Here is a 23,307-nt window from a genome sequence, read left to right as displayed (position 1 = left end):
GAGCCGCGCCGTGGCTCACGTGCCCACCCGGCGGCTCTCCAGCACGTCCTTCGCTTCCGCGAGCTTTTCCGCCAGCTTCGGACCGCGTGCGAGCGCCAGTCCCACCGCCAGAATGTCGCCGATCGCGAGATGCGACACGCGCGACGTCATCGGCGAAAAAATATCCGTGTCCTCGTCGACGTTGGCGAACAGTCCGACCGTCGCCAGCCGCGCCAGCGGCGAGTTGCCGTGCGTGATCGCGATCACCTTCGCGCCGCCGTGCAGCGCGGACTTGCACGCATCCAGGATGTCGCGCGTGCGGCCGGTGTTCGAGATCGCGACGATGGCATCGCCCGGGCCGAGCAAGGCGGCCGAGGTCGTGTACGTGTGCGGATCGGAATAGGCGACGGACGGCACGCCGAGCCGGAAGAACTTGTGCTGCATGTCGAGCGCGGCAATGCCGGAACCGCCCGCGCCGTAGAACTCGATGCGCCGCGCGTCCGCGAGAATCGCGATGGCCGCCGCGACGCTGTCCGAAGACAGACTGTTGCGTACCTCGATCAACGCGCCGATGGTCCGGTCCAGCACCTTCGCCGCGACGCCCGCGGGCGGTTCGTCGCTCTTCACATCGCGGTAGACCGTGGGAACGCCCGCTGCTACGCCTTGTGCCAAGCGGATCTTGAATTCCCGAAAGCCGGAAAAACCGAGCGCCTGGCAGAAGCGCGCGATGGTCGGCTGGCTCACGCCCGCGCGCGCGGCGAAATCGGTCATCGAGAGATCGAGCACTTCGCGCGGAGCCTCGAGCACGTAGTCGGCCAGCTTGCGCTCGGAGGGCCGCAACTGTTCGCGCATTGCTTCGACTTGGGACAGCAACATCGGAAATCTCGCCTATGCTGAAAATTGTTTGCGACTATAGCCGATCATTCAGCTTGTACAAATACTACATAATTTCGACGGCTTATCTCAGGGATTTCCCTAAGATGCACACCGGGAAAGCGTGAGCGTACGATGCTTTGAGGCGCATTGTCCGCATTAACCCCATTGAATTCATGTAGTTTTTCTACTAAACTTCGATCCATCGGCGAACGACACGACAACAACACCAGCGCCGTTCCTCGCAATTCCAAACCCCATCTCGACGGCAGACGCGCCGGGAGTGAGACGAAGGAGCATCGATGGTTTCCCCGCATTCGCAACTGAAGCACGTCACCGACCGCATCATCGCGCGCAGCAAGCCGACGCGCGCCGCCTATCTGGCGCGCATCGACGCCGCGCAGGGCATGTTCCCGGCGCGTGGCGCACTGTCCTGCGCGAACCTCGCGCACGGTTTCGCGGGCCTCGAGGGCCAGGAAAAGTTCGCGATCAAGGCGGTGCGCGAGCCGAACATCGGCATCGTGTCCTCGTATAACGAAATGCTGTCCGCGCACGCGCCCTACAAGAGCTTTCCGGATCTCATCAAGCAGGCGGCGCGCGAACACGGCGGCATCGCGCAGTTCGCGGGCGGCGTGCCCGCCATGTGCGACGGCATCACGCAGGGCAATGCGGGCATGGAACTGTCGCTGTTCTCGCGCGAAGTCATCGCGATGAGCACGGCCGTCGCGCTGACGCACAACATGTTCGACGCCGCGCTGTGTCTCGGCGTGTGCGACAAGATCGTCCCGGGCTTGGCCATCGGCGCGCTGCAGTTCGGCCATCTGCCGACCATCTTCGTGCCGGCCGGCCCGATGACCAGCGGTCTCACCAACGACGACAAGGCCAAGGTGCGCCAGGAGTTCGCCACCGGCAAGTGCGACCGCAGCGCGCTGCTCGAAGCCGAGGCGGCCGCGTATCACGGTCACGGCACCTGCACGTTCTATGGCACCGCCAACAGCAACCAGATGCTGATGGAAGTGATGGGCCTGCATCTGCCGAGTTCGGCGTTCGTGCATCCGCACACCGAACTGCGCGATGCGCTCACCGCCGAAGCCGCGCGCCGCGTGCTGGACCTGACACACGAGCGCGGCAACTACACGCCGATCGGCCATGTGGTCGACGAAAAGGCCATCGTGAATGGCATCGTCGCGCTGCTGGCGACGGGCGGCTCGACCAATCACACGCTGCACCTCGTGGCGATCGCGCGGGCGGCGGGCGTCATCATCGACTGGAATGACTTCGACGAGCTCTCGCAAGTCGTGCCGCTGCTCGCGAAGATCTACCCGAACGGCAAGGCCGACGTGAATCACTTCCACGCGGCGGGCGGCGTCGCGTTCCTCGTGCGCAACCTGCTCGAAGGCGGATTGCTGCACGAGGACGTGCAGACGGTCGCGGGCCGTGGGCTGTCGCATTACACGAAGGAGCCGAAGCTCATCGACGGCAAGCTGCAATGGATCGACGGCGCCGCCGAAAGCCACGACAGCAAGGTGCTGCGCGGCATCGGCGAGCCGTTCCAGCCGGACGGCGGCCTGCGCCTGATGCAGGGCAAGCTCGGCCGCGGCGTCATCAAGATTTCGGCGGTCGCGCCGGAGCATCGCGTGGTAAAGGCGCCGGCCATCGTCTTCAATTCGCAGGAAGAAGTGCAGGAAGCCTTCGACAAGGGCGAGCTCAAGCGCGACTTCGTCGCCGTGGTGCGCTTCCAGGGCGCGCGGGCGAACGGCATGCCGGAACTGCATCGATTGACGCCGCTGCTGGGCGTGTTGCAGGATCAGGGCTTCCATGTCGCGCTGGTCACCGACGGACGCATGTCCGGTGCATCGGGCAAGGTGCCGGCGGTGATTCACGTGTCGCCCGAGGCGCTGCTGCAAGGTCCGCTCGGCAAGGTGCGCACCGGCGATATGCTGGTCATCGATGCACCGTCCGGCGTGCTCGACATCGAGATCGACGAACAGGAATGGGCGGCGCGCGAAGTCCAGGCGCCGCTGTATCAGGCCGAGAACGAAGTCGGCTTCGGCCGCGAACTGTTCGGCGTGTTCCGCAGCGCGGCGCTGCCGGCGGAAGAGGGCGCATCGGTGTTCGGCGCGCTGATCGGTGCGGATGCTGCGCAGGCCGACCGCGCGGCGGCACAGGAGCGCAATCCGTTGCGCGACAACGCGCGCGCGGCGGCATCGGCGCTCAACAAGGCGCACGCCACGCATCATTGACGCTGAACGGCCCGGGCCCGGCCTGAGAGAACCCCGCGGATCGCCCGCAAGGCGCCGCATCAAACCAGGAGTCGCATCACATGAAAACGGTAAGCGAAATCGTGCGTCTGGGACCGGTGATTCCGGTTCTGGCCTTCGACTCGGTCGAGCAGGGCGAACACGTGTCGCGCGCGCTGCACGCAGGCGGCGTGAAGGTGCTGGAGATCACGCTGCGCACCTCGGCCGGCATTGCCGCGATCGAACGCGCGAGCCAGCTCGCGGACGACATCGTGGTCGGCGTGGGCACGATCACGAAGCCCGAGCATTGCGCGCAGGCGAAGAAGGCGGGCGCGCAGTTCGGCGTGTCGCCGGGTCTGACGAAGGACATGCACAAGGCCGCGCAGGACGCCGGCCTGCCGCTGCTGCCGGGCGTCATGACGCCGTCCGACATCATCGCCGCCATGGAGCTGGGCTACGAGATCGTCAAGTTCTTCCCGGCGCAACAGGCGGGCGGCATTCCGATGCTGCAGGCGTTCTACGGCCCGTTCCCCAACCTGCGCTTCTGCCCGACCGGCGGCATCACCGCCGAGACCGCGACCAGCTTCCTCGCACAGCCCAACGTGGTGTGCGTCGGCGGTTCGTGGCTGACGCCCAAGGCGGCGCTGGCCGCGCAGAACTGGGACGAAGTCACGCGCCTCGCGCGCGCCGCGAGCGAACTGGCGCCGCACTGATGTTCCATGATGGGCGCGCGCATGCCCCGCGCGTCCATCGACGATAAAAAGATGGGAGACAGCCTGTGATCCGGATGCGCCGCGAGCCATCCGCGACCTCGCCGATGAAAAGACGCCGCGAAACCCGCACGTCTTCGGCTGAAACGCCTTTCAGCAAGTAAAATTCTGTTGCCCAACGCCTGACGCGGGCGTGCCCGTTGTTGCTGCGCCGAGTTCGCCACCGGATTCGCCAGTAAGGATTGCGATACAGGCTGCACGCAAGGCGAAAAAATAACCTGAACAAAGAAATAAAGGAGGCGTCATGCCAGCCGTCCACGGGAGCATGCTCTTGCTCTACGCGGTGATCGCGATCGCGGTTCTGATCCTGATGATCGCGCGCTACAAGGTGTATCCGTTCCTCGTCCTGATGATTGTCTCCGTGCTGCTCGCGCTCGCGGTCGGCATGCCGATGGACAAGATCGTCAAGTCGTTCGAAACCGGCAACGGCAATACGCTCGGCCACATTGCCATCGTGGTCGGTCTCGGCACCATGCTCGGCAAGATGATGGCCGAATCGGGCGGCGCCGAGCGCATCGCCAACACGCTGATCGATCTCTTCGGCGAGAAGAACATTCACTGGGCGATGATGGTCGTCGCGATCATCGTCGGCCTGCCGGTGTTCTTCGAAGTCGGCTTCGTGCTGCTGATTCCGATTGCGTTCAACGTCGCCAGGCGCACCGGCAAGTCGCTGCTGCTCATCGGCCTGCCGATGGTCGCCGGTTTGTCCGTCGTGCACGGGCTGATTCCGCCGCACCCGGCCGCGCTGCTCGCGGTGCAGGCGTATCACGCGGATATCGGCAGGACCATTGCTTATGGCCTGATCGTCGGCATTCCGACGGCCATCGTCGCCGGTCCGCTGTTCGCCTTGCTGATCAGCCGTCATATCAAGCTGCCCGACGCCAACGCGCTCGCCGACCAGTTCGTGCAGAAGCACGGCGAAGCCGACACGAAGCGCGTCTTGCCGAGCTTCGGCATCACGCTGTTCACCATCCTGCTGCCGGTGATCCTGATGCTGATCGGCAGCTGGGCGGATCTGGTCTTCACGCCGAAGACGCTGCCCAACGACCTGCTGCGCTTCATCGGCCAGTCGGACATGGCGCTGCTGATCGCGGTGCTGGTCAGCTTCTGGACCTTCGGCGCGAAGCAGGGCTTCAATCGCGAGCAAATCCAGAAGTTCTGCGGCGAGTGTCTTGCGCCGATCGCCGGCATCACGCTGATCGTCGGCGCGGGCGGCGGTTTCGGCCAGGTGCTGCGCGACAGCGGCATTTCCCAGCAGATCGTCGCGACGGCGTCGTCCGCGAATCTGTCGCCGCTGCTGCTCGGCTGGTTCGTCGCGGCGCTGATCCGTCTGGCCACCGGCTCGGCGACGGTCGCGATGACCACGGCCTGCGGCATCGTCGCGCCGATCGCGGCGGCGGCGGGCGGTCACACGAGCCCGGAACTGCTGGTGCTGGCCACCGGCTCCGGCTCGCTGATCTTCTCGCACGTGAACGACGGCGGCTTCTGGCTGATCAAGGAGTATTTCGGCATGACGGTCGGTCAGACGTTCAAGACCTGGTCGATGCTCGAAACCATCATTTCACTGTTAGGACTGGGTTTGACCTTCGCGCTTGCGGCGGTCGTGTAAGGAGATTTCGATGATTCTGATCGCGATGGGTGTGTCGGGCGCCGGCAAGACCCGCATCGGCGAGTTGCTGGCCGAACGGCTGCAATGTGCCTTCACCGACGGCGACGCGTTTCACAGCGAAGCCAACAAGGAAAAGATGCACAAGGGCATTCCGCTCACCGACGACGACCGCTGGCCGTGGCTCAAGACCATTCGCGCCGCGATCGAGGAGAAGCAGCGCGCGGGCGAGACGGCGGTGTTCACGTGTTCGTCGCTGAAGCGCTCGTATCGCGATGTGCTGCGCGACGGCGACAAGGATGTCTGCTTCGTCTATCTGGAAGGTTCGTTCGACGTGTTGAAGGAGCGCATCGGCATGCGCACGGGGCACTTCTTCGACCCGACGCTGCTGCAAAGCCAGCTCGACACGCTCGAACCGCCGGGTGAAGACGAGGCGATCGTCGTGAACATCGAGCACACGCCGGAAGAGATCGTCGATATCGTGATGGAGCAGTTGAAGACGCGCTGAGCTGACGCGGCTTTCGGAAAGCAAAACGCCCCACGCTGCGCAGGCAGCGTGGGGCGTTGTCTTTCGTGCGGACGATTTAGCCGATGCGCTTCGCCAGTTCCACCGCGCGGCCGATATACGAGCCCGGCGTCATGTCGAGCAACAGCTTCTTCGCGTCCTCGGGGATGGCGAGACCCGTGATGAACGTCTGCAGCGCCTCGCGCGTGATGCCCTTGCCGCGCGTCAGTTCCTTCAACTGCTCGTACGGGTTCTCGATGCCATAACGGCGCATCACCGTCTGCACCGGCTCGGCCAAGACTTCCCAGGTGTTGTCGAGATCTTCGTTGAGACGCGCCGCGTTGACTTCGAGCTTGTCGAGACCGCGGATCAGCGAGTCGTAGGCGAGCAGCGAGTAGCCGAACGCCACGCCGATATTGCGCAGCACCGTGGAGTCCGTCAGGTCGCGCTGCCAGCGCGAGACGGGCAGCTTGTCGGCGAGATGGCGCAGCGTGGCGTTGGCCAGGCCGAGGTTGCGTGCCGAATTCTAGATGTCGATCTGGTTGAGCTTGTGCTGCATCGTCGACTAACCGATTTCACCGGCCTTCGTCTTCTGCTTGAAATAGCCGAGCGAGATGTAGCCCCACACGTCGCGGTCGAGGTCGAGCAGGATGGTGTTCGCCCGCGCGATGGCGTCATACAGTTCGGCCATGTAATCGTGCGGCTCGATCTGCGTGGTGTACGGATTGAAGGTGAGCTTCAGGCGGTTTTCGACGACGTCCTTCGAGAACGTCTCCCAGTCGAACTCCGGATACGCCGACAGATGCGCGTTGAAGTTGCCGACCGCGCCGTTCATCTTGCCGAGCAGTTCCACCTTCTCGATGCGCTGGATCGCGCGCGCCAGACGCGCCGCGACATTGGCGATTTCCTTGCCGAGCGTCGTCGGGCTGGCGGGCTGGCCGTGCGTGCGCGAGAGCATCGGCTGTTCGGCCTGCGCGTGCGCCAGCTTGACGAGGCGTTCATGCACCGAACGCAGCGCGGGCAGGATCACGTGCTCGCGGGCGCCGGCGAGCATCAGGCCGTGCGACGTGTTGTTGATGTCTTCGGAGGTGCAGGCGAAGTGGATGAATTCGCTCGCGCGTTCCAGTTCGGCCTGGCCCTTCACCGATTCCTTGAGCCAGTATTCGACCGCTTTCACGTCGTGATTCGTGACGCGTTCGATGTCCTTGATGCGCGCCGCGTCATGGGCGGTGAAACGTTCGGCGAGGCCCAGCAGGAATTGCTCGGAAGCCTCGGAGAAGCGCGGCACTTCGGCGAAGCCCGCACGCGACAGCGCGATCAGCCAGTGAATCTCCACCGTCACGCGATGGCGCATGAACGCGGCTTCGGACAGCCATTCACGCAGGGCCTCGGTCTTGCCGGCATAACGGCCGTCGAGCGGCGAGAGCGCGGTGAGCGCAAAGAGAGTATCGGGACGGGTATCGGACATGATTGCTTCGCGCAACGGAAGGAAAAGACGGAAGAACCGCGCATTTTACCATCGGATGCGGCGCAATCCGGGCGCTCACCGCGAACGCAATGCCTCGTCCAGCGCCTGCAGCTGCGCGGGTGTGCCGACGTTCTCCCAGCGCCCCGGGTACAACTCGCCGCTCGCGCGCCCGGCGGCTATGGCTTCGCGATAGTACGGCGTGAGCGCGCGGCGGGTGCCGGGCGCGAGATCGCGGAACATGCGCGGGTCATACAGACCGATGTTGCCGAAGGTGAAGCGCGGCTCGCCGTCGAGCGCCAACTGGCCGTCGCGCAGCGCGAAATCGCCCGCGGGATGGAACGGCGGGTTCGGCACCATCACCAGATGCATGCCGGGCTCGCTGCGCGCCTGCAAGGCTTCGGCGTCGGCGCGCAGGGACGCATAGTCGAAATCGCAGAACACGTCGCCGCTCACCGCGACGAACACCTGCTCGCCGAGCAGAGGCAGCGCCTGCGCGATGCCGCCCGCCGTTTCCAGCGCCTCGGTTTCCGGCGAGTAGCGCAGCTCGACGTCCCAGCGCGCGCCGTCGCCGAGCGCGGCTTCGATGCGCGCGCCCAGCCAGGCGTGATTGATGACGATGGTGCGGATGCCCGCCTGCGCCAGCCGCTCGATCTGCCAGACGATCAGCGGCTTGCCGCCCGCTTCGAGCAGCGGTTTCGGGCAGGTGTCGGTGAGCGGGCGCATGCGTTCGCCGCGGCCGGCGGCGAAGATCATCGCCGTTGTCAGAGCGTGCGTCATCGAGGGTCCGGAGTGCAGATTCAGAAGGTGTAGCCGACTTCCTGCGCGCGGCCTTCGAGCGAATCGAGCAGGCGCGCGAACGGCCACAGCGGCGCATAGCGTTCGGCCACCTTGCGCGCATAGCCGATGAAACGCGGCAGGTCCGAGAGATAGCGCGGCTTGCCGTCGCGATAGTGGATGCGCGCGAACAGCCCGAGCACCTTGATGTGCCGTTGCAGGCCCATCCATTCGAGCTGCCGGTAGAACTCGCCGAAATCGGCATCCACGGGCAGGCCGGCCTTCTTCGCGCGTTCCCAGTAATACGCGATGCAGTCGAGCTCGAACGCCTCTTCCCAGCTGATGAAGGCGTCGCGCATCAGCGAGGCCATGTCGTAGGTGATCGGGCCGCAGACCGCATCCTGGAAGTCCAGCACGCCCGGGTTCGGCTCGCAGACCATCAGGTTGCGCGGCATGAAATCGCGCAGCATGAAGGTCTGAGGCTGCGCGAGCGCGCTCTGTTCGAGCAGCGTGAAGGTGGCGTCGAGCACCTTGCGTTCGTCCGCCGTGACCTCGCGGCCCAGGTGACGCCCGATGAACCACTCGGGCAACAGCTCCATCTCGCGGCGCAGGAACGCCTGGTCGAAGGCCGGCAGCACGCCTTCGCGCGCCGTCTGCTGGAAGCGGATCAGCGTGTCGATGGCCGCGCGCATCAGCGGCCGCGCGTTCGTCTCGTCGAGTACGGAGATGTACGTGGTGCTGCCGAGATCCGTGACGAGCATGAAACCGGCGTCGAAATCGGCTTCGAGGATCTTCGGCACATGGGCCTGCGCTGCTTCCAGCAGGCCCGCGACCTGCACGAATTCACGGCACTTTTCGGGCGGCGGGGCATCCACCGCGATCAGCGTCGCGCCGAACTCCGCGTCGCTTTTCAGGCGGAAGTAGCGGCGAAAGCTGGCGTCGGCGGAAGCGGGAGCGAGACTGGTGAGGTTCAGCCGGTAACGTTCGGCAAGACGTTGAAGCCAGGCGCCGAGTTGTTCAAGGCGCGCGTCGGAAGGAATGTTCGTCATAAATTCGAAGGGCCAAACATCTTGCCATATAATACCCCACGACTTTTTAAGCGATCCGTTTCACGCCTGGCGCCAGGCCCCCGACGACTGTGAGCGTCATCGTTCAATCGAGTGTCGTCCCTGCTAGCAACGGACCGTCAAGTTCGTGACTGCGGTGAGGGCACGGCCGCCTGTCCGGCGGCATCGGGCGCATGGGACGCAAACGGAATCGAACCGCACCCATCCATGCCGCCACGACAGTTTCCCGTTTTGAAAATCAACGCTGACGCTCAGCCACGCAGGCGGCGGCTCGTCGTCGCGCTGCTGTCCGTGCCGGGGCTGATGCCCGCGCTCGCGCACGCGCAGCTCGTCGGGCCCGCGGCGAATCCGGTCCCGCTCGACGGCCCTGAAAGCCTGCGCCTCGCGCCTCAGCTCCAGGAGCGCCCGTTGCAGCCCGGTCAGCAGCCCACTACTTTCCTCTTGGGCGACAAGACCACCGGCACGTCCGACGAGGACATGGCCGCGAAGGGTTCGGCCGAAGTGCGGCGCACGGTGACGGTCATCAAGGCCGACGCGCTGCACTACGACCAGGACACCGACATGGCCGATGCTTTCGGCAATGTCAGGTTGATCAACAACGGCGTGTCGTTCATCGGTCCGGAAGCGCATCTGAAGGTGGAGGCCAACGAAGGGTTCATGACGAACCCGAAGTACCACTTCAACCTGACGGGCGGCTCGGGCAGCGCCGAGCGCATCGACATGATCGACAACGAGCGCGCGCGCGTCGATCACGGCACCTATACCGCCTGCGCGTGCGCGACCGATCCGGCGTGGTACATCAAGGGCACGTCGTTCGACTTCGATACCGGCGCGGAAGAAGGCATCGCGCACAACGGCGTGCTGTTCTTCCAGGGCGTGCCGGTGTTCGGCAGCCCGTGGATGTCGTTCCCGCTGACGGGCGACCGCCGCAGCGGCCTGCTGCCGCCCACGTTCTCGCTCAGTTCGACGACCGGTTTCGAAGCGACGATCCCGTACTACTTCAACATCGCGCCGAACCGCGACCTCACCATCACGCCGCGCATCATGACGCGCCGCGGCGTGCTGGGCGAGGCGAACTACCGCTATCTGTCGCCCAACTATTCGGGTTCGCTGGACGTCAACTATCTGCCGAACGACCGCGACACGCATACCAACCGTTACGCGATCTTCTGGCAGCACCAGCAGAATTTCGGCAACGGCTTCGGCGGCTATGTCAATTACAACAAGGTTTCGGACTCGCAGTATCCGGAAGACCTGGGCAACGCGTCGAACCAGTTCCTGAACGGCACGCAGCTGCTGTATCAGCAGGAAGCGGGTCTCACGTACAACAACGGCCCGTGGTCGGTGCTCGCCCGCGAGCAGCGCTGGCAGACGCTGCAGCCGTCCATTCCGCCGTATGCGCGCGAGCCGCAGGTCAACGTCCAGTACAACAAGTACAACGTCGGCGGCTTCGACTACGGCGCGGAACTGGACGCCACGCGCTTCACGATCTCGCAGGAAGGCGCGACCGACGGCAACCGGCTGTACTTCAATCCGTACCTCAGCTACGGCATCAACGCGCCGGGCTACTTCATCACGCCGAAGGTGCAGTGGCACTTCGCGTCGTATGACCTGAGCCACCTCGCCACGTCGCAGGTGGCGGGCACGTCGCCGCCGGTCGCGGGCCAGCCCAAGAACTTCACCGAGTCGATCCCGACCCTGAGCTTCGACTCCGGACTCGTGTTCGAGCGCTCGGTGCGGCTGTTCGGCCAGGACTATATCCAGACGCTCGAGCCGCGGCTTTACTACGTCTACACGCCGTACCACAACCAGGATTTCGCGCCGATCTTCGACACCTCCGAAGCCGACTTCGGACTGGCCGAGATCTATACGCCGAACACCTTCGTCGGCAACGACCGCATCGCCGACGCCAACCGCATCACGGCCGGCCTGACCACGCGCTTCATCAATCCGGCGACCGGTGACGAACGCGCGCGTTTCGTGATCGCGCAGCAGTATTACTTCGAGAGCCAGCGCGTCACGATCACGCCGGGCCAGCTGCCCGACCAGGCCAAGCATTCGGACCTGATCGCGGGCGCGGCGATCAAGCTCGGCGCAGGTTTCGCTTCGGAAACGGCGTTCCAATATAATGTCGACAACAACCAGCTCGTGCGTTCGAGCATCGGTTTCGCGTTCAGTCCCGGCGCGCAGAAGGTGATCAACGTCGGCTACCGCTATACGCGTTCGAACCAGACCACCTTGTCGAACGAGCCGATCAACCAGATCCTGGTGTCCGGCGAATGGCCGCTCACGAACCACCTCTATGCGGTCGGGCGCGTCAACTACGACATGGCAGGCCATCGTCTCGTCGACGGGCTGCTGGGCTTCCAGTACGATGCCGACTGCTGGGCGCTGGGCTTCGGCGTGCAGCGCTACGCCAACGGCGTCAACACCACGGGCCAGCTTTCATCGGGCACACGGGTGCTGGCGCAGCTGACGTTCAAGGGCTTGTCGAACGTCGACAACGGTCTCGTCAGCGCATTCCGCGCGAGTGTCCAGGGGTATCAGTCGCCGCCGCCGGCCGCGCCGCCGCTCGCCCGCTACAGCGACTACGAGTGACGCCGCAGCCGTGAGCATCAGGCAGGCAACAGACAGGCAACACGCAAGCGGCGCCAGGTGAGGGCGCCGCGCACCACACACGCAGCACACGAACGGGTGAAGCTGGAATTTGATGGAGTCTCTGTGTCAAACGTGAAATTGTTTAGATCGACGGCCATCGTGGCGGGCGCGCTCGCCGCTGCGTTGATCCTGAGTACGCCGGCCGGCGCGCAGGCGTTGTCGAACCGCAATGCGCAGGTGGCGGATTCCGTGGTCGCGGTCGTGAATGACGGCGTCATCACGCAGCGCGAACTGGAAGAGCGCACCGCGCTGATCGCCAAGCGTCTCCAGCAGCAGAACGCGCCGCTGCCGCCCGCGGACCAGATGCAGCGCCAGGTGCTCGACCAGATGGTGCTCGAGCGCATCCAGCTCCAGAAGGCGAAGGACGACGGCATCAACGTCGACGACGCCACCGTGAACCGCACGCTCGCCCGCCTGGCCCAGCAAAACCAGATGACGCTCGACGTCTACCGCTCGCGCATCGAGGCACAGGGCGTGCCCTGGGCCACCTTCGTGCGCGACGCCCGCACCGAACTCACGCTGTCGAAGCTGCGCGAGAAGGAAGTCGACAGCAAGATCACCGTGTCGGACGGCGAAGTGGCGAACTACATCGCCAGCCAGCGCGGTCCGGGCGCCCGCAACACGAGCGACCTGCACTTGCAGCACATCATGTTCAAGGTGCCGCAGGACGCGCCCGAGGCGGACGTCGCGGCGGCGCAGGGCAAGGCGGACGCCGTGCTGAAGCAGGCGCTCAACGGCGACGATTTCACCAAGCTCGCCAAGAACAACTCCCAGGACACCGACGCCTCCAAGGGCGGCGATCTCGGCTTCCGTGCGCCGGCTTCGCTGCCGGCGGGCATCGTGACGGCGGTCGCGACGCTGCGTCCGGGTCAGGTCGCGCCGACGCTGCTGCGTACGAGCGGCGGCTTCGAAGTCATCAAGCTGGTGGACCGGCGCGCGAGCCAGGGCACGGCCGCCGACGCCCCCAAGCTCACGCAGACCCACGTGCGCCACATCCTGCTGCGCGTGACGGACGGCATGTCGGAACAGGCGGCGCGCCAGCGGCTGCTCGACATCAAGCAGCAAGTGCTGGCGGGCGGCGACTTCGCGAACTTCGCGCGGACTTATTCGCAGGACGGCTCGGCCTCGCAGGGCGGCGACCTTGGCTGGATCAGCCCGGGCGAAACCGTGCCTGAATTCGAGCGCGCGATGAACAACCTGCAGGACGGCGCGGTCAGCGACCCGGTGCGCAGCGAGTACGGCTACCACCTGATCCAGGTGCTTGGCCGTCGCGAGGCGGAAGGCTCGGCGACGCAGCAGCTCGACATCGCACGTCAGGCGATCGGTCAGCGCAAGGCCGAGCAGGCTTATTCCGACTGGCTGCGCGAACTGCGCGACACCGCCTACGTCCAGTACAAGGGCGTCGCTGCCCAGGCGCAGCAGTAAGCAAATGAGCACCGCCGATCCCCGCCCGCTCGCCATCGCTATCACGACGGGCGAGCCCGGCGGCGTCGGCCCGGAACTGACGGCGGCGGCGCTCGCGCAGGCCCGCACGCGCTGGCCACAGGCGCGCTTCACGGTGCTCGGCGACCGCGCGCTGCTCGCTGAACGTGCCGGCGCAAGCTGGCCGGCGGCGGGCGAACCCGTCGAACTGGAACATCACGCGCTTGCCGTGACCGCCGAGGCAGGCAAGCTGAACGCGGCCAACGGGCGCTATGTGCTCGGCCTGCTCGATGCTGCCATCGACGGCGCCGTGTCCGGCCGTTTCGACGCCATCGTCACCGCGCCGCTGCAAAAGAGCACCATCAACGACGCCGGCGTGCCCTTCACCGGCCACACCGAATATCTCGCCGAACGCACCCACACGCCGCGCGTGGTCATGATGCTGGCGGGTTCGGGCGAGCGTCCGCTGCGGGTCGCGCTGGCCACCACGCATCTGCCGCTGAAGGACGTGTCGGCCGCGCTGAGCGTGGCGGGCCTCGTCGAGACCTTGCGCATCATCCATCACGACCTGCGCGCGCATTTCGGCCTGGCCGCGCCGCGCATCCTCGTCACCGGCCTCAACCCGCACGCGGGCGAGAACGGCTATCTGGGCCGCGAGGAAATCGACGTGATCGCGCCCGCGCTCGAACAGGCGCGCGCGCTCGGCATCGACGCGCCGGGACCGTATCCCGCCGACACCCTGTTCCAGCCGCGCTATCTGCAGGACGCGGACTGCGTGCTGGCGATGTTCCATGACCAGGGCCTGCCGGTGCTGAAATACGCGACCTTCGGCGAAGGCATCAACGTGACGCTGGGCCTGCCGATCATCCGCACCTCGGTGGATCACGGCACCGCGCTCGATCTCGCCGGCACGGGCCGCGCGGACGCGGGCAGCATGATCGCCGCAATCGACGCCGCCGTCACGATGGCGCGCCACAAACGCGCGGCCTGAAAGCCGCCGCGCGAGCTTCATTCAAACGAACATGCCGACCAAACATCAAGGCCATTTCGCGCGCAAGCGCTTCGGGCAGAACTTCCTCGTCGATCAGGGCATCATCGATTCGATCGTCGACACCATCGCGCCCCGTCGCGGCGAGCGCATGGTCGAGATCGGGCCGGGACTGGCCGCGCTGACCGAACCGCTGATCGACAGAGTGGCGACGCCGGAGTCGCCGCTGCATGCGGTGGAACTGGACCGCGACCTGATCGGGCGGCTGGAGAAGCGCTTCGGCGAGCGTCTGGTCGTGCATTCCGCCGATGCCCTCGAATTCGACTTCGGCGCGCTTGCTCAAGCCGATGAAAGCGGCAAGCCCACGCTGCGGATCGTCGGCAATCTGCCGTACAACATCTCGAGCCCGCTGCTGTTTCATCTCACGCGTTTCGCGCCCTGGGTGATCGACCAGCATTTCATGTTGCAGGACGAAGTGGTGGACCGGATGATCGCCGAACCCGCCAGCAAGGACTACGGGCGGCTCTCGGTGATGCTGCAATACCGCTACGTGATGGACAAGCTGCTCGACGTGCCGCCCGAATCGTTCAATCCGCCGCCGAAGGTGAATTCCGCGATCGTGCGCATGATTCCGTTCGCGCCGCACGAGTTGCCCGACGTGGATGAGAACGCGCTGTCGGACGTCGTGAAGGCGGCCTTCGCACAGCGTCGCAAAGTCTTGCGCAACAACCTGTCGGCTTACCGCGAGTCGATCGATTTCGATGCAATCGGTTTCGATCTCACCCGCCGCGCCGAGGAAGTGCCGGTCGCGGAATTCGTCGCGCTGGCGCAGGCGCTGCAACGCTCGCGCCGGGCGCCATCCTGACATCCTCACTGAATCGAGTACTACAGCGTGCCGGCATCGGCGAGGCGGTTCATCAGACGTTCGAGCCTTGCACGCTGATCACGCTGCAGTCCACGCGTCGCGCTCACCTGGCACACGCGGCTGCGCCAGTAAGTCTGGCCAAACAGCGAATTCGCGCCTTCCGCCGAGAGCACACGTTCCAGATGGCGGATCGCGGCATCGACGTTGCCCGGCGTGTAGGGGCTCGTGATCGCGGCGTGTCGCGGGTGTCGTTCGAGTGTTTCGTTCATCGTTCTGGCCTCGTGTCGCGTTGATTCCGGACGGCTGATTCTGTGGGCCGCGCGGGACATCCGGCGTCCCGAACGGTCAGGTCACACCGGGACACGATTTGTCCAGCGCGGCTGTCAGGATCGACGCCCCGATCGTCGCAGGCCAGCGGCAACCCTTCATCACGGAGACAGCGCATGCGCTACATACACGCGGCGGACATCCATCTGGACAGCCCTCTGCACGGCTTGTCCGCCTATGCCGACGCACCCGCCGACATGCTGCGCAACGCCACGCGCGAAGCCTTCTCGAGGCTCGTTTCGGTCGCGGTGGACGAGCAGGTCGACTTCATGATCATTGCCGGCGATCTCTACGACGGCACCTGGCGCGACCACAACACCGGCATCTTCTTTTGCCGCGAGATGGGCCGTCTGCGCCGCGCGGGCATTCCGGTGTATGTGCTGTTCGGCAACCACGACGCCGAAAGCGAAATGACGAGCCAGTTGCAGCTGCCGGACAACGTCCACACGTTCTCGGCGCGAAAGCCGCAGACCTTCCGTATCGACACGCTCAAGGTCGCGCTGCACGGCCACAGCTTCAAGGAAAAGGCCGTCACGACGAACCTCGTCACCGCGTATCCGGCGCCGGTCGCGGGCTACTTCAACATCGGCGTGCTGCATACCGCGCTCGAAGGCGCCGCGCAGCACGCGAGCTACGCGCCATGCTCGGTCGCCGAACTGCACGCGAAGCAGTATCACTACTGGGCGCTCGGGCACGTGCATGAATATGCGATCTGGCAGGACGCCTCGACCATCGTGTTTCCGGGCAATCTGCAAGGACGCAACATCCGCGAGACCGGGCGGCGCGGCGCCGTGCTGGTGACGGTGTCGGAGGCGGAAGAGGTGAGCGTCGAGCGGCTGTTCATCGACGTGCTGCGCTGGGAAGCGGTGAGCGTCGATGCCTCGCAGGCCGCGACGCTCGATGAAGTCGCGCGCGCGGTCGGCCGTGCGCTCGAAGCGCTGGTGGACGATGCGGCGTCGCCGGTGCCGTATGCCGTGCGCGTGACGATCACCGGCGCGACCCAGGCGCACGGCGAGCTGTTCGGACTCGCGACGCAATTGCGCGCCGAGGTGCTGGCGCAGATCGCGGCCATCAGCCACGACCGGCTGTGGCTGGAAAAGGTGAAAGTCGCGACCCGGCCGCTGTCGCAGGAAGTGCCCACGGCCGGACGCAGCGACGCGCTCGCCGACCTGCACGGCCTCCTGATCGAAGCGGAATCCGACCCGGAGTTTCTGGAGATGCTGAAGGAAAGACTGATCGTGCTGGCGACGCAGGCGCCGGGCGAATTGCAGAAGTCCGTGCCCGAGCTCGAGCAGGTGCGCAACGGCGAGCTGGCGGCGCTCGTGAGCGAGGTGCGCTCCGGGCTCATCGCGCAGCTGGCGGACGCGGAGTAAGCCCATGCGCATCAGCAGACTCGAACTCATCCGCTACGGCAAATTCACCGACCACGACGTGGCTTTCCCGGTGGCGGAACACGACTTTCATTTTGTGGTCGGGCCGAACGAGGCCGGCAAGTCGACGATCAAGAACGCCATTTCCGAGCTGCTGTTCGGCATGCCGCACAGCTCGCCGCTCGCGTTCGTGCATCCGCAGAGCGACCTCCGGCTCGGTGCTTCGCTCGAACTCGACGGTGCGGCGTTCGCGTTTCATCGCACGAAGAGCCGCAAGTCGTCGCTCACGGCGCCGAACGGTGACCCGCTCGCCGCCGACGCGCTCACGCCGTTCCTCGGCGCCGCCGACAAGCACTTCTTCGAGCAGATGTACTGCCTGAACCACGACGCGCTGCGGCGCGGCGGCGATGCCATTCTCGATGCCTCGAGCGATGTCGGGCAGGTGCTGTTCCAGTCGGCGGCGGGCATCGCGAGTCTCGGCGACGTGCGTCAGCGCCTCGCGGACGAAGCGGACCGGCTGTGGGCCCGGCGCAAGTCGGGCGATCGGGCGTATTACGCCGGTCTCAAGCAATTCGACGAAGCCAGCGCCGAGCTGAAGACGGCAAGCGTGCGCACGGCGCAGTGGCGGCGCGCGCAGGGCGCGGTCGAGGAGGCCGAGGAGAAGCGCCGCGAACAGGACCTCCAGCGTGCGGCGCTCGAAGCGCAGCGCGGCCGGCTCGAACGCGTGAGGCGCGTGGCGCCGCATCTGAACGTGTGGCGCGAGAAGAGCGCCGAGTTGCGCGAGCTGGGCGAGGTGCGGGAGTTGCCGGCCGACGCCGGGGCGACGCTGCAGAATGCGCTGACGCGGCTGGCGTCCGCCGAACGGGCCGTCGAACTGCATGTGGCCGAAGCGGCGCGCTTGCGGGCCCAGGCGGACGCCATCCAGCCCGACCAGACGATGCTCGCCGCGCAGGCGCGCATTCGTGCGCTCGATGCCGCGCGCGAACGCACGGTGAATCACGCCGGCGAGATCGCGCGGCTGGAAAACGAAGTTGACGTGCGGCTGCGCCAGGTCGCGCAGCTCAGCGCGCAACTGGGCTGGCCGCAGGACGAAGCGGGCGCGCGTCACGCACTGCCGGGCGCGCTCGTGCTCCAGACCTTGTCGAGCCTGATGCTGGAGCGCGGCGAATTGCAGCACGCGGCGCGCAATGCCGGGCAGGCCGCCGATGAAGCCGCGAAGCAGATCGACATGCTGAAGACGCGGCTGGCGGGAATCGACGGCGGCGAGGTGTCGCCGGCGTTGCGCGCGGCCTTGCGCGCCGCGCAGAAGTATCGCGATTCGGGTACGGAGCAACGGCGTCTCGAAGACGCGAAGCGCGAGGCCGAGCAGTCGCTCGACGCGGGTCTCGCCGCGCTCGGACGCTGGACGCGGCCGCTTGACGCGTTGCAGTCGATGACGCTGCCTGCGCCGGAGCGCATCGCGACGCTTCGACGTGAGCGGCAGGAGCGGGCGTCGCGCGTGACGCTCGCCGAGGATCGGCTGGACGAGGCGCGCGATGATCTGCGCGCGGCGCAGCATGCGCTGGACGAACTGGTCGAAACACACGATGTCGTGACGGCCGCCGAGGTTCGCGATGCCCGTGCGACGCGCGATGCCGCGTGGCACGCGATCCGTTCGGGCGAAGTCGCGCTTGCCGCGGGCGCGCCGGACTTCGAGCAGCAGCTGCATGCATCGGACGGACTGGCGGACCGCCAGTTGAGCTCGGTCGGGCAGGCGACGCAAGTGACGGCGCTGAAGCGGCGCATCGTCAGCGCGGAAGAAACGCTGGCGCGCCGCGAGGAAAGCGTAACTAAAGCCGCAGCGGCATTGAAGCAGTTCGACGACGACTGGCGCGCGCTCGCCGCGCAGGCGGGCATCGCGGAGATGTCGCTGGACGATGCCCCGGCGTGGATGGCATCGCGCGATGCGGTGCTGACGGCGGCGCAGGCGCTGCATGCACGCAGCGCGGAACTGGCGCGCGAAACCGCCGATGCCGCCGCGCGCCGCGATGAACTCGCGCGTCAGTTGAGTGCATCCGCCGCACCGGAGGACCTGCACGCCGGTATCGATGCGCTGTGCGACAGCGCCGAGTCGCGCATTGCCGACATCGACGAAGCGGGCGTGACGCGCCGCAATCTCCAGGCGCAACTCGACGAAGCGCAGGCCGAACGCGGCGCACGTGAAGGCGCGGCTACGGCGGCGCGTGAGGCGTTCGAGCGCTGGCAGCGGGACTGGGCGGCGGCGCTCGACAAGGCAGGCCTCGCAGGCGTCGTGGATTCGCAGGCGGCGGCGGAAACGGCGCTCGATCTCGTGAAGCAGATCGGCGAGCAGCTGACGCACGTGGACGGCATGCGCAGCGCCCAGATCGAACCCATGCGCCACGCGCTTGCCGCACTCGATGCCGACGCGGCGCAACTGGCGCAGGAACTCGACGCGTCGCTGGCCGCAGCGGGCGCGTCGCGGATCGCGACGGAGCTGTCCGCGCGGCTCGATCGCGCCGTGGCCGCGCAGGCCGACAGCGATCGGCTGAAGAAGGAACATGCGGCGGCGGATGCGCAGGTGAGCCACGCGCGACTCGAAGTGGAGGAAGCGAAGGCCACGCTGCGGCCGCTCTACGAACTGGCGGCGGTGGACACGCCCGATGCGCTCGCGCCGCTGATCGCGCAATCGCATCAAAAGGCGCAGCTCAAGGCCGCCGCCGACGACGCGCGCGCCGCGCTCATCCAGGGCGGCGATGGCCTCGCGCTCGACGAGCTCGTCGCGGAAGTGGAGGGCGCGGACATGCCGAACGTGGCGGCGGAACTGTCGCGGATCGGCGCGGCGCTGTCGGAGTCGGTGAACGCGGCGCACGACATCGCGGCGGCGCTTGAAAGTGCGCGGCGCGAACTGTCGGCCATCTCCGGCGACGCCAACGCCGCGCGCGCCGAGGCGAAGCGGCAGGAAGCGCTGGCCTCCATGGCTGATGCCGCCGAACGTTTCGTCAAGGTCGAAACCGCTTCGACGCTGCTGAAATGGGCGATCGACCGTTATCGCGAGCGCCGTCAGGGCCCGATGCTGTCGCGCGCCAGTGCGATCTTCGCCGAACTGACGCTCGGCAACTTCACGCGGCTGGTCGTGGACTACGATCGCCAGCCGATGGCGCTCTCCGCGGTGCGAGTAAGCGGCGAGCATGTCGAGATCGGCGGAATGAGCGAGGGCACGCGCGACCAGTTGTATCTCGCGTTGCGCCTCGCGGCGCTGGAGGAACATGGCGAGCGCGCAGCCTCGCTGCCATTCGTCGCCGACGATCTCTTCATCAACTTCGACGACGGCCGTGCGCGCGCCGGCCTGCGTGTGCTCGCGCAACTCGCGAAGCGTACCCAGGTGATCTTTCTGAGCCATCACGATCATCTGGTCGAGATCGTGCGCGAGGTGTTCGGACCTCAGGTCAACGTGCGTTACATGGGCTGACGCGCCTTGCGCGTGGTTTCAGGCGTCGCGCAGCAGGGCATCGAGGCGCAGCAGCGCGGCGCGCGCACCGTCCGCGATGCCGACACCCCGGTCTGGCGCAATGGCGTGCTCACGCGGATTGATGCGGATCACGCGCGGTCCGTTGCGTTCGCTGAAGCGCCTGACCGTGGGCAGCGCACGCCCCGCGCCGAGTTCGACGACCACCAGCCGCTCGACGCCATGCAGCCACGCAGCCAGCCGGCGTTCCTGCTGCGCCGAGCGCCGCTCGACCCAGTTCCAGTCGCCGAACATCAGGATGTTCGGGCGCGCGAGCGCATGACAGCGCGGGCAGCGCGGCGGCGCATTGAGCAGTTCACAGCGCGCTTCATCGACGACGGGATCGAAGCCGTCCGCGGACCAGAGGTGGTGCGTGCAGGCGTCGAGGCATTGCAGCGTGTCGATCGCGCCGTGACATTCGGCGACGCGCTCCGGCGCGAAACCCGCGCGCTGGAACTGGCCGTCGACATTGCTCGTGAACACGAACGCGCCGCGCGGCATGCGTGCCGCCCAGCGCTTCAGCACGTGGAAGCCCTCATGCGGCTGCGTTGCCCGGTACAGCGCCAGCCGATGCCCGTAGAAGCCCCACGTCAGTTGCGGATGGCGCACGAAGCCGGCGGGATTGGCCATGTCCTCGAACGAGAAGCCGTGATGCCGCAGTGCCGGATACGCGCGCCAGAACCCTTCTGGTCCGCGAAAGTCCGGCAAGCCCGAGTCGACGCCCATGCCGGCGCCGGCGGTGACGAGCAAGCCATCGGCGGCGCGGATCCAGGCGGCGGCTTGTTCGAGCAGCGCGGTGTCGTTCATGGCGACGTGCCTTCGACATAACGGTTGGCGAGCTTGCGATAGTCTTGCGCGAATTCATCGCGCAGGGTCTGCGGCGCAAGAATCTCGACGCCCGCGCCGAGGGCGCGCAGCCACCAGCGCAGTTTCAGGCTCGGCGTGACGGTGCCGGAGATTTTCGTGCGGCCGTCGGGCAGGGTATCGATCTGCTGATCCTTCGACATCGGCGATTCGCGCAGCTGATTGCCGGCGTGACCTTCGAAGGCGAGTTCGAGACGCACGGCGGGCTCGGGCAGGAAATCGAACACCTGCTGCGTCTCGATGTACTTGCGCAGCTTGAAGTCCTCGGGGTACGTGAAGGCCTCGCCGGACTCTGTCACCGAGCGAATCCGGTCGAGCCTATACAGCGTGCGCATCCACTCGGTTTCGCCTTTCTCGGGACGCGGCGCGCGCTTCGGATCCTGCGCGACCATGTACATCACGCCCGCCGATTCCACCAGCGCGAGCGGCCAGAGCGTGCGGGTCTTCGGTTCATCGGCCTGGCTGCCGCTTTCGTTCTTCTCGTTCTTTTCGTTCTTGTATGCGGGACGGTATTGCACGAGCAGTTCGCGTTCGAAGAAGGTCGCGGTCGCGACGGCCTGGAAGATCTCCGGACGCAGCTTCGGACGAATCAGCGTGAAGGCGCCATCGACGGAATCGATCTTGTCCGCCCACGCACGATAGATGCGGCTGTCCTCCTTTTCCTGCGACAGCCGCGCCTCGGCGGCCTTGAAGAGCGGATCGATGTCGCGGGTCACGGCGTTCGGCAGCTTGTTGCCGGCGAAGCGCTGGAGGATATGGAACGCCACGGCCTCCGACGCGCTCATCAGTCCGACTCCTTCCTGCAGACCGTGCAGCCAGGGCTTGCGTTGCCACAGCAGTTCGCGGCCGTTGAGCATCGAGACGACGCGGCCGTCCGCTTCGAGCGCCGTCAAGTGGCGTTGCACCTTCTTCGTATAGCCGACGCGATGTCCGCGCTCCTCCAGACGGCGGCGGATTTCCGGCGTGGGAAGCCAGGCGGTGGCGTCCCGTTCGGTCGGCAGCACGCGGAGGATGGCTTCGTCGAGACTGTTGGTCATGGCTTGGGCGAGCTCTTGGGCTAATTCTTGGCGAGTTGGGAACCGCGCTTGATTATAAGAAGCACCGGGACAGATTGTGTCCGAGTGCTGCGGCCCGGCTCGCCGTGCATCGATTTCAGATTGTTCTGGTGACGACGCTCGACGGATGCGGAAAGAATAGCCGCGCCCGGTCAGTTCATTCGTGAGGGAACCGGTTTGCTATCGAGGAGCGACATCATGAGCAAGCGCGATCAAGCCAACGAGGAATTTCTCGAGCGGCTCAAAGGCCGGACAGCGCGTGCCGTTCAGCAGTATTTTTTCTCGCACGGCGTCTGTGTGGGCCGTCTTGAGATTCGAAAGGCGATGCGCCTGCCCGAGCATGAAGCGACCTTTGCCGCTCTGACGCCGTGCTTCGCGCAGGTCAATGAGGCGATCAGCCTGCTGTCGGATATCGGTTCGCTGTCGCTGGCGTCGAAGGAAAAGTCGATGCGCGCCGTGTATGAAATCGAAGCCCGGCTCGCGGAGCACGTGGGCACGGTGGAAGGGCTGGAGACGTCGGTGGCGCGGATTGGCGTAGCGTTGCGCACCGTGCCGGCAAAACCGAAGCCGTGGCCCTACGTATTCTGGGGCACGGCGCTGGTGCTGATGGCGTTCGTCGCGTGGCAATGGGCGCTGCTGGGTGCGATGGTGTATGCCGCTGGAGTCAACCAGCTTCTGACCTACCGGAAGCGCAGGGCAGCAGCGGATCGTTCGTTAGCCGAAGCGAATGCGATGTTCGACGCGGTCACGGAGGTCGAACTGACGCCGCGGTTGAGCATGCTGCGGGAGTGAGGAGCGTGCAAAGCGCTCACGCAAAAGAAAAGGGCTCAGCATGCGCTGAGCCCTTTGAATCTTTTGGTAGGCCGTACGGGATTCGAACCTGTGACCAACGGATTAAAAGTCCGCTGCTCTACCAGCTGAGCTAACGACCCAAAAGAGGCGAAATTATAATCTGCGAATTGGCTTTTTGT

Annotated in this window: 17 protein-coding genes, 1 tRNA gene and 1 pseudogene; 11 read left to right on the top strand and 8 right to left on the bottom strand. The window is 66.0% G+C overall.

The window, feature by feature from the left end; all coding sequences use genetic code 11:
- Window positions 1-15: 15 nt before the first annotated feature.
- Window positions 16-855 (bottom strand): MurR/RpiR family transcriptional regulator, encoded by an 840-nt coding sequence (locus QCE83_RS11335; RefSeq protein ID WP_309809737.1) that lies wholly within the window; start codon window positions 853-855, stop codon window positions 16-18.
- A 299-nt stretch (window positions 856-1,154) separates the two neighbouring features.
- Between QCE83_RS11335 and edd the strand changes: the two genes are divergently transcribed.
- The 4 genes from edd to QCE83_RS11315 all read left to right on the top strand — a co-directional run bounded on the left by edd (window position 1,155) and on the right by QCE83_RS11315 (window position 5,976).
- The gene (gene edd, locus QCE83_RS11330) at window positions 1,155-3,095 is read left to right on the top strand and encodes a phosphogluconate dehydratase (protein ID WP_309809733.1); all 1,941 of its coding nucleotides are present in this window, start codon (window positions 1,155-1,157) and stop codon (window positions 3,093-3,095) included.
- An 80-nt stretch (window positions 3,096-3,175) separates the two neighbouring features.
- Complete coding sequence (gene eda, locus QCE83_RS11325) at window positions 3,176-3,805, top strand: bifunctional 4-hydroxy-2-oxoglutarate aldolase/2-dehydro-3-deoxy-phosphogluconate aldolase (protein ID WP_309809731.1); 630 nt, start codon at window positions 3,176-3,178, stop codon at window positions 3,803-3,805.
- Window positions 3,806-4,106: 301 nt separating this feature from the next.
- The gene (locus tag QCE83_RS11320; RefSeq protein WP_309809729.1) at window positions 4,107-5,471 is read left to right on the top strand and encodes a GntP family permease; all 1,365 of its coding nucleotides are present in this window, start codon (window positions 4,107-4,109) and stop codon (window positions 5,469-5,471) included.
- Between the two features lie 10 nt (window positions 5,472-5,481).
- On the top strand, window positions 5,482-5,976 hold the full coding sequence (locus QCE83_RS11315) for a gluconokinase (protein WP_309809728.1): 495 nt from the start codon (window positions 5,482-5,484) through the stop codon (window positions 5,974-5,976).
- 76 nt (window positions 5,977-6,052) lie between these two features.
- Here QCE83_RS11315 and purB read toward each other — a convergent pair.
- The 3 genes and pseudogenes from purB to QCE83_RS11300 form a co-directional block, all read right to left on the bottom strand.
- Window positions 6,053-7,441, bottom strand: a pseudogene (purB, locus tag QCE83_RS11310) (adenylosuccinate lyase).
- 75 nt (window positions 7,442-7,516) lie between these two features.
- The gene (gene murU / locus QCE83_RS11305) at window positions 7,517-8,218 is read right to left on the bottom strand and encodes an N-acetylmuramate alpha-1-phosphate uridylyltransferase MurU (protein WP_309809726.1); all 702 of its coding nucleotides are present in this window, start codon (window positions 8,216-8,218) and stop codon (window positions 7,517-7,519) included.
- Window positions 8,219-8,238: 20 nt separating this feature from the next.
- Window positions 8,239-9,264, bottom strand: coding sequence for a phosphotransferase (locus QCE83_RS11300; protein ID WP_309809725.1), 1,026 nt, complete (start codon window positions 9,262-9,264; stop codon window positions 8,239-8,241).
- Window positions 9,265-9,489: 225 nt separating this feature from the next.
- Here QCE83_RS11300 and QCE83_RS11295 point away from each other — a divergent pair, with 225 nt between their 5' ends.
- The 4 genes from QCE83_RS11295 (at window position 9,490) to rsmA (ending at window position 15,215) form a co-directional block, all read left to right on the top strand.
- A complete protein-coding gene (locus QCE83_RS11295; protein ID WP_309809724.1) occupies window positions 9,490-11,880 on the top strand; it encodes an LPS-assembly protein LptD in 2,391 nt (796 codons plus the stop codon).
- Window positions 11,881-12,003: 123 nt separating this feature from the next.
- Entirely contained in the window at window positions 12,004-13,365 is a 1,362-nt protein-coding gene (locus QCE83_RS11290) for a peptidylprolyl isomerase (protein ID WP_309809721.1), read from the top strand.
- A 4-nt stretch (window positions 13,366-13,369) separates the two neighbouring features.
- Window positions 13,370-14,353, top strand: coding sequence for a 4-hydroxythreonine-4-phosphate dehydrogenase PdxA (pdxA, locus tag QCE83_RS11285; protein WP_309809719.1), 984 nt, complete (start codon window positions 13,370-13,372; stop codon window positions 14,351-14,353).
- A gap of 31 nt (window positions 14,354-14,384) precedes the next feature.
- Entirely contained in the window at window positions 14,385-15,215 is an 831-nt protein-coding gene (gene rsmA / locus QCE83_RS11280) for a 16S rRNA (adenine(1518)-N(6)/adenine(1519)-N(6))-dimethyltransferase RsmA (RefSeq protein ID WP_309809718.1), read from the top strand.
- 20 nt (window positions 15,216-15,235) lie between these two features.
- Here rsmA and QCE83_RS11275 read toward each other — a convergent pair whose 3' ends face one another.
- Window positions 15,236-15,484, bottom strand: a complete 249-nt coding sequence (locus tag QCE83_RS11275; RefSeq protein ID WP_309809716.1) for a hypothetical protein — start codon at window positions 15,482-15,484, stop codon at window positions 15,236-15,238.
- 174 nt (window positions 15,485-15,658) lie between these two features.
- On the opposite strand from QCE83_RS11275, the gene QCE83_RS11270 reads away from it, so the two are divergent.
- Window positions 15,659-16,915: a DNA repair exonuclease gene (locus QCE83_RS11270; protein ID WP_309809714.1), complete on the top strand. Its 1,257-nt coding sequence runs from the start codon at window positions 15,659-15,661 to the stop codon at window positions 16,913-16,915.
- A gap of 4 nt (window positions 16,916-16,919) precedes the next feature.
- The gene (locus QCE83_RS11265) at window positions 16,920-20,381 is read left to right on the top strand and encodes an AAA family ATPase (RefSeq protein WP_309809712.1); all 3,462 of its coding nucleotides are present in this window, start codon (window positions 16,920-16,922) and stop codon (window positions 20,379-20,381) included.
- Window positions 20,382-20,399: 18 nt separating this feature from the next.
- Here QCE83_RS11265 and QCE83_RS11260 read toward each other — a convergent pair whose 3' ends face one another.
- Complete coding sequence (locus tag QCE83_RS11260; RefSeq protein ID WP_309809710.1) at window positions 20,400-21,224, bottom strand: Sir2 family NAD-dependent protein deacetylase; 825 nt, start codon at window positions 21,222-21,224, stop codon at window positions 20,400-20,402.
- Window positions 21,221-22,318, bottom strand: a complete 1,098-nt coding sequence (locus tag QCE83_RS11255; protein WP_309809708.1) for a WYL domain-containing protein — start codon at window positions 22,316-22,318, stop codon at window positions 21,221-21,223. The genes QCE83_RS11260 and QCE83_RS11255 overlap by 4 nt, the downstream gene beginning before the upstream one ends.
- A 216-nt stretch (window positions 22,319-22,534) precedes the next feature.
- Here QCE83_RS11255 and QCE83_RS11250 point away from each other — a divergent pair, with 216 nt between their 5' ends.
- Entirely contained in the window at window positions 22,535-23,128 is a 594-nt protein-coding gene (locus QCE83_RS11250; RefSeq protein WP_309809707.1) for a hypothetical protein, read from the top strand.
- A 64-nt stretch (window positions 23,129-23,192) separates the two neighbouring features.
- On the opposite strand, the gene QCE83_RS11245 is transcribed toward QCE83_RS11250, so the two are convergent.
- A tRNA-Lys gene (locus QCE83_RS11245) sits at window positions 23,193-23,268 on the bottom strand.
- Window positions 23,269-23,307 lie beyond the last annotated feature (39 nt).

It is taken from the genome of Caballeronia sp. LZ034LL, from assembly GCF_031451215.1.
Classification (GTDB): Bacteria; Pseudomonadota; Gammaproteobacteria; order Burkholderiales; family Burkholderiaceae; genus Caballeronia.
This window is presented reverse-complemented; position numbering and strand designations above follow the sequence as displayed.

What these genes read in the sequence shown, in the direction of transcription:
- QCE83_RS11335 (WP_309809737.1), bottom strand. Translation starts at nt 855, where the DNA reads ATGTTGCTGTCCCAAGTCGAAGCAATGCGCGAACAGTTGCGGCCCTCC.
- edd (WP_309809733.1), top strand. Translation starts at nt 1,155, where the DNA reads ATGGTTTCCCCGCATTCGCAACTGAAGCACGTCACCGACCGCATCATC.
- eda (WP_309809731.1), top strand. Translation starts at nt 3,176, where the DNA reads ATGAAAACGGTAAGCGAAATCGTGCGTCTGGGACCGGTGATTCCGGTT.
- QCE83_RS11320 (WP_309809729.1), top strand. Translation starts at nt 4,107, where the DNA reads ATGCCAGCCGTCCACGGGAGCATGCTCTTGCTCTACGCGGTGATCGCG.
- QCE83_RS11315 (WP_309809728.1), top strand. Translation starts at nt 5,482, where the DNA reads ATGATTCTGATCGCGATGGGTGTGTCGGGCGCCGGCAAGACCCGCATC.
- murU (WP_309809726.1), bottom strand. Translation starts at nt 8,218, where the DNA reads ATGACGCACGCTCTGACAACGGCGATGATCTTCGCCGCCGGCCGCGGC.
- QCE83_RS11300 (WP_309809725.1), bottom strand. Translation starts at nt 9,264, where the DNA reads ATGACGAACATTCCTTCCGACGCGCGCCTTGAACAACTCGGCGCCTGG.
- QCE83_RS11295 (WP_309809724.1), top strand. Translation starts at nt 9,490, where the DNA reads ATGCCGCCACGACAGTTTCCCGTTTTGAAAATCAACGCTGACGCTCAG.
- pdxA (WP_309809719.1), top strand. Translation starts at nt 13,370, where the DNA reads ATGAGCACCGCCGATCCCCGCCCGCTCGCCATCGCTATCACGACGGGC.
- rsmA (WP_309809718.1), top strand. Translation starts at nt 14,385, where the DNA reads ATGCCGACCAAACATCAAGGCCATTTCGCGCGCAAGCGCTTCGGGCAG.
- QCE83_RS11275 (WP_309809716.1), bottom strand. Translation starts at nt 15,484, where the DNA reads ATGAACGAAACACTCGAACGACACCCGCGACACGCCGCGATCACGAGC.
- QCE83_RS11270 (WP_309809714.1), top strand. Translation starts at nt 15,659, where the DNA reads ATGCGCTACATACACGCGGCGGACATCCATCTGGACAGCCCTCTGCAC.
- QCE83_RS11265 (WP_309809712.1), top strand. Translation starts at nt 16,920, where the DNA reads ATGCGCATCAGCAGACTCGAACTCATCCGCTACGGCAAATTCACCGAC.
- QCE83_RS11260 (WP_309809710.1), bottom strand. Translation starts at nt 21,224, where the DNA reads ATGAACGACACCGCGCTGCTCGAACAAGCCGCCGCCTGGATCCGCGCC.
- QCE83_RS11255 (WP_309809708.1), bottom strand. Translation starts at nt 22,318, where the DNA reads ATGACCAACAGTCTCGACGAAGCCATCCTCCGCGTGCTGCCGACCGAA.
- QCE83_RS11250 (WP_309809707.1), top strand. Translation starts at nt 22,535, where the DNA reads ATGAGCAAGCGCGATCAAGCCAACGAGGAATTTCTCGAGCGGCTCAAA.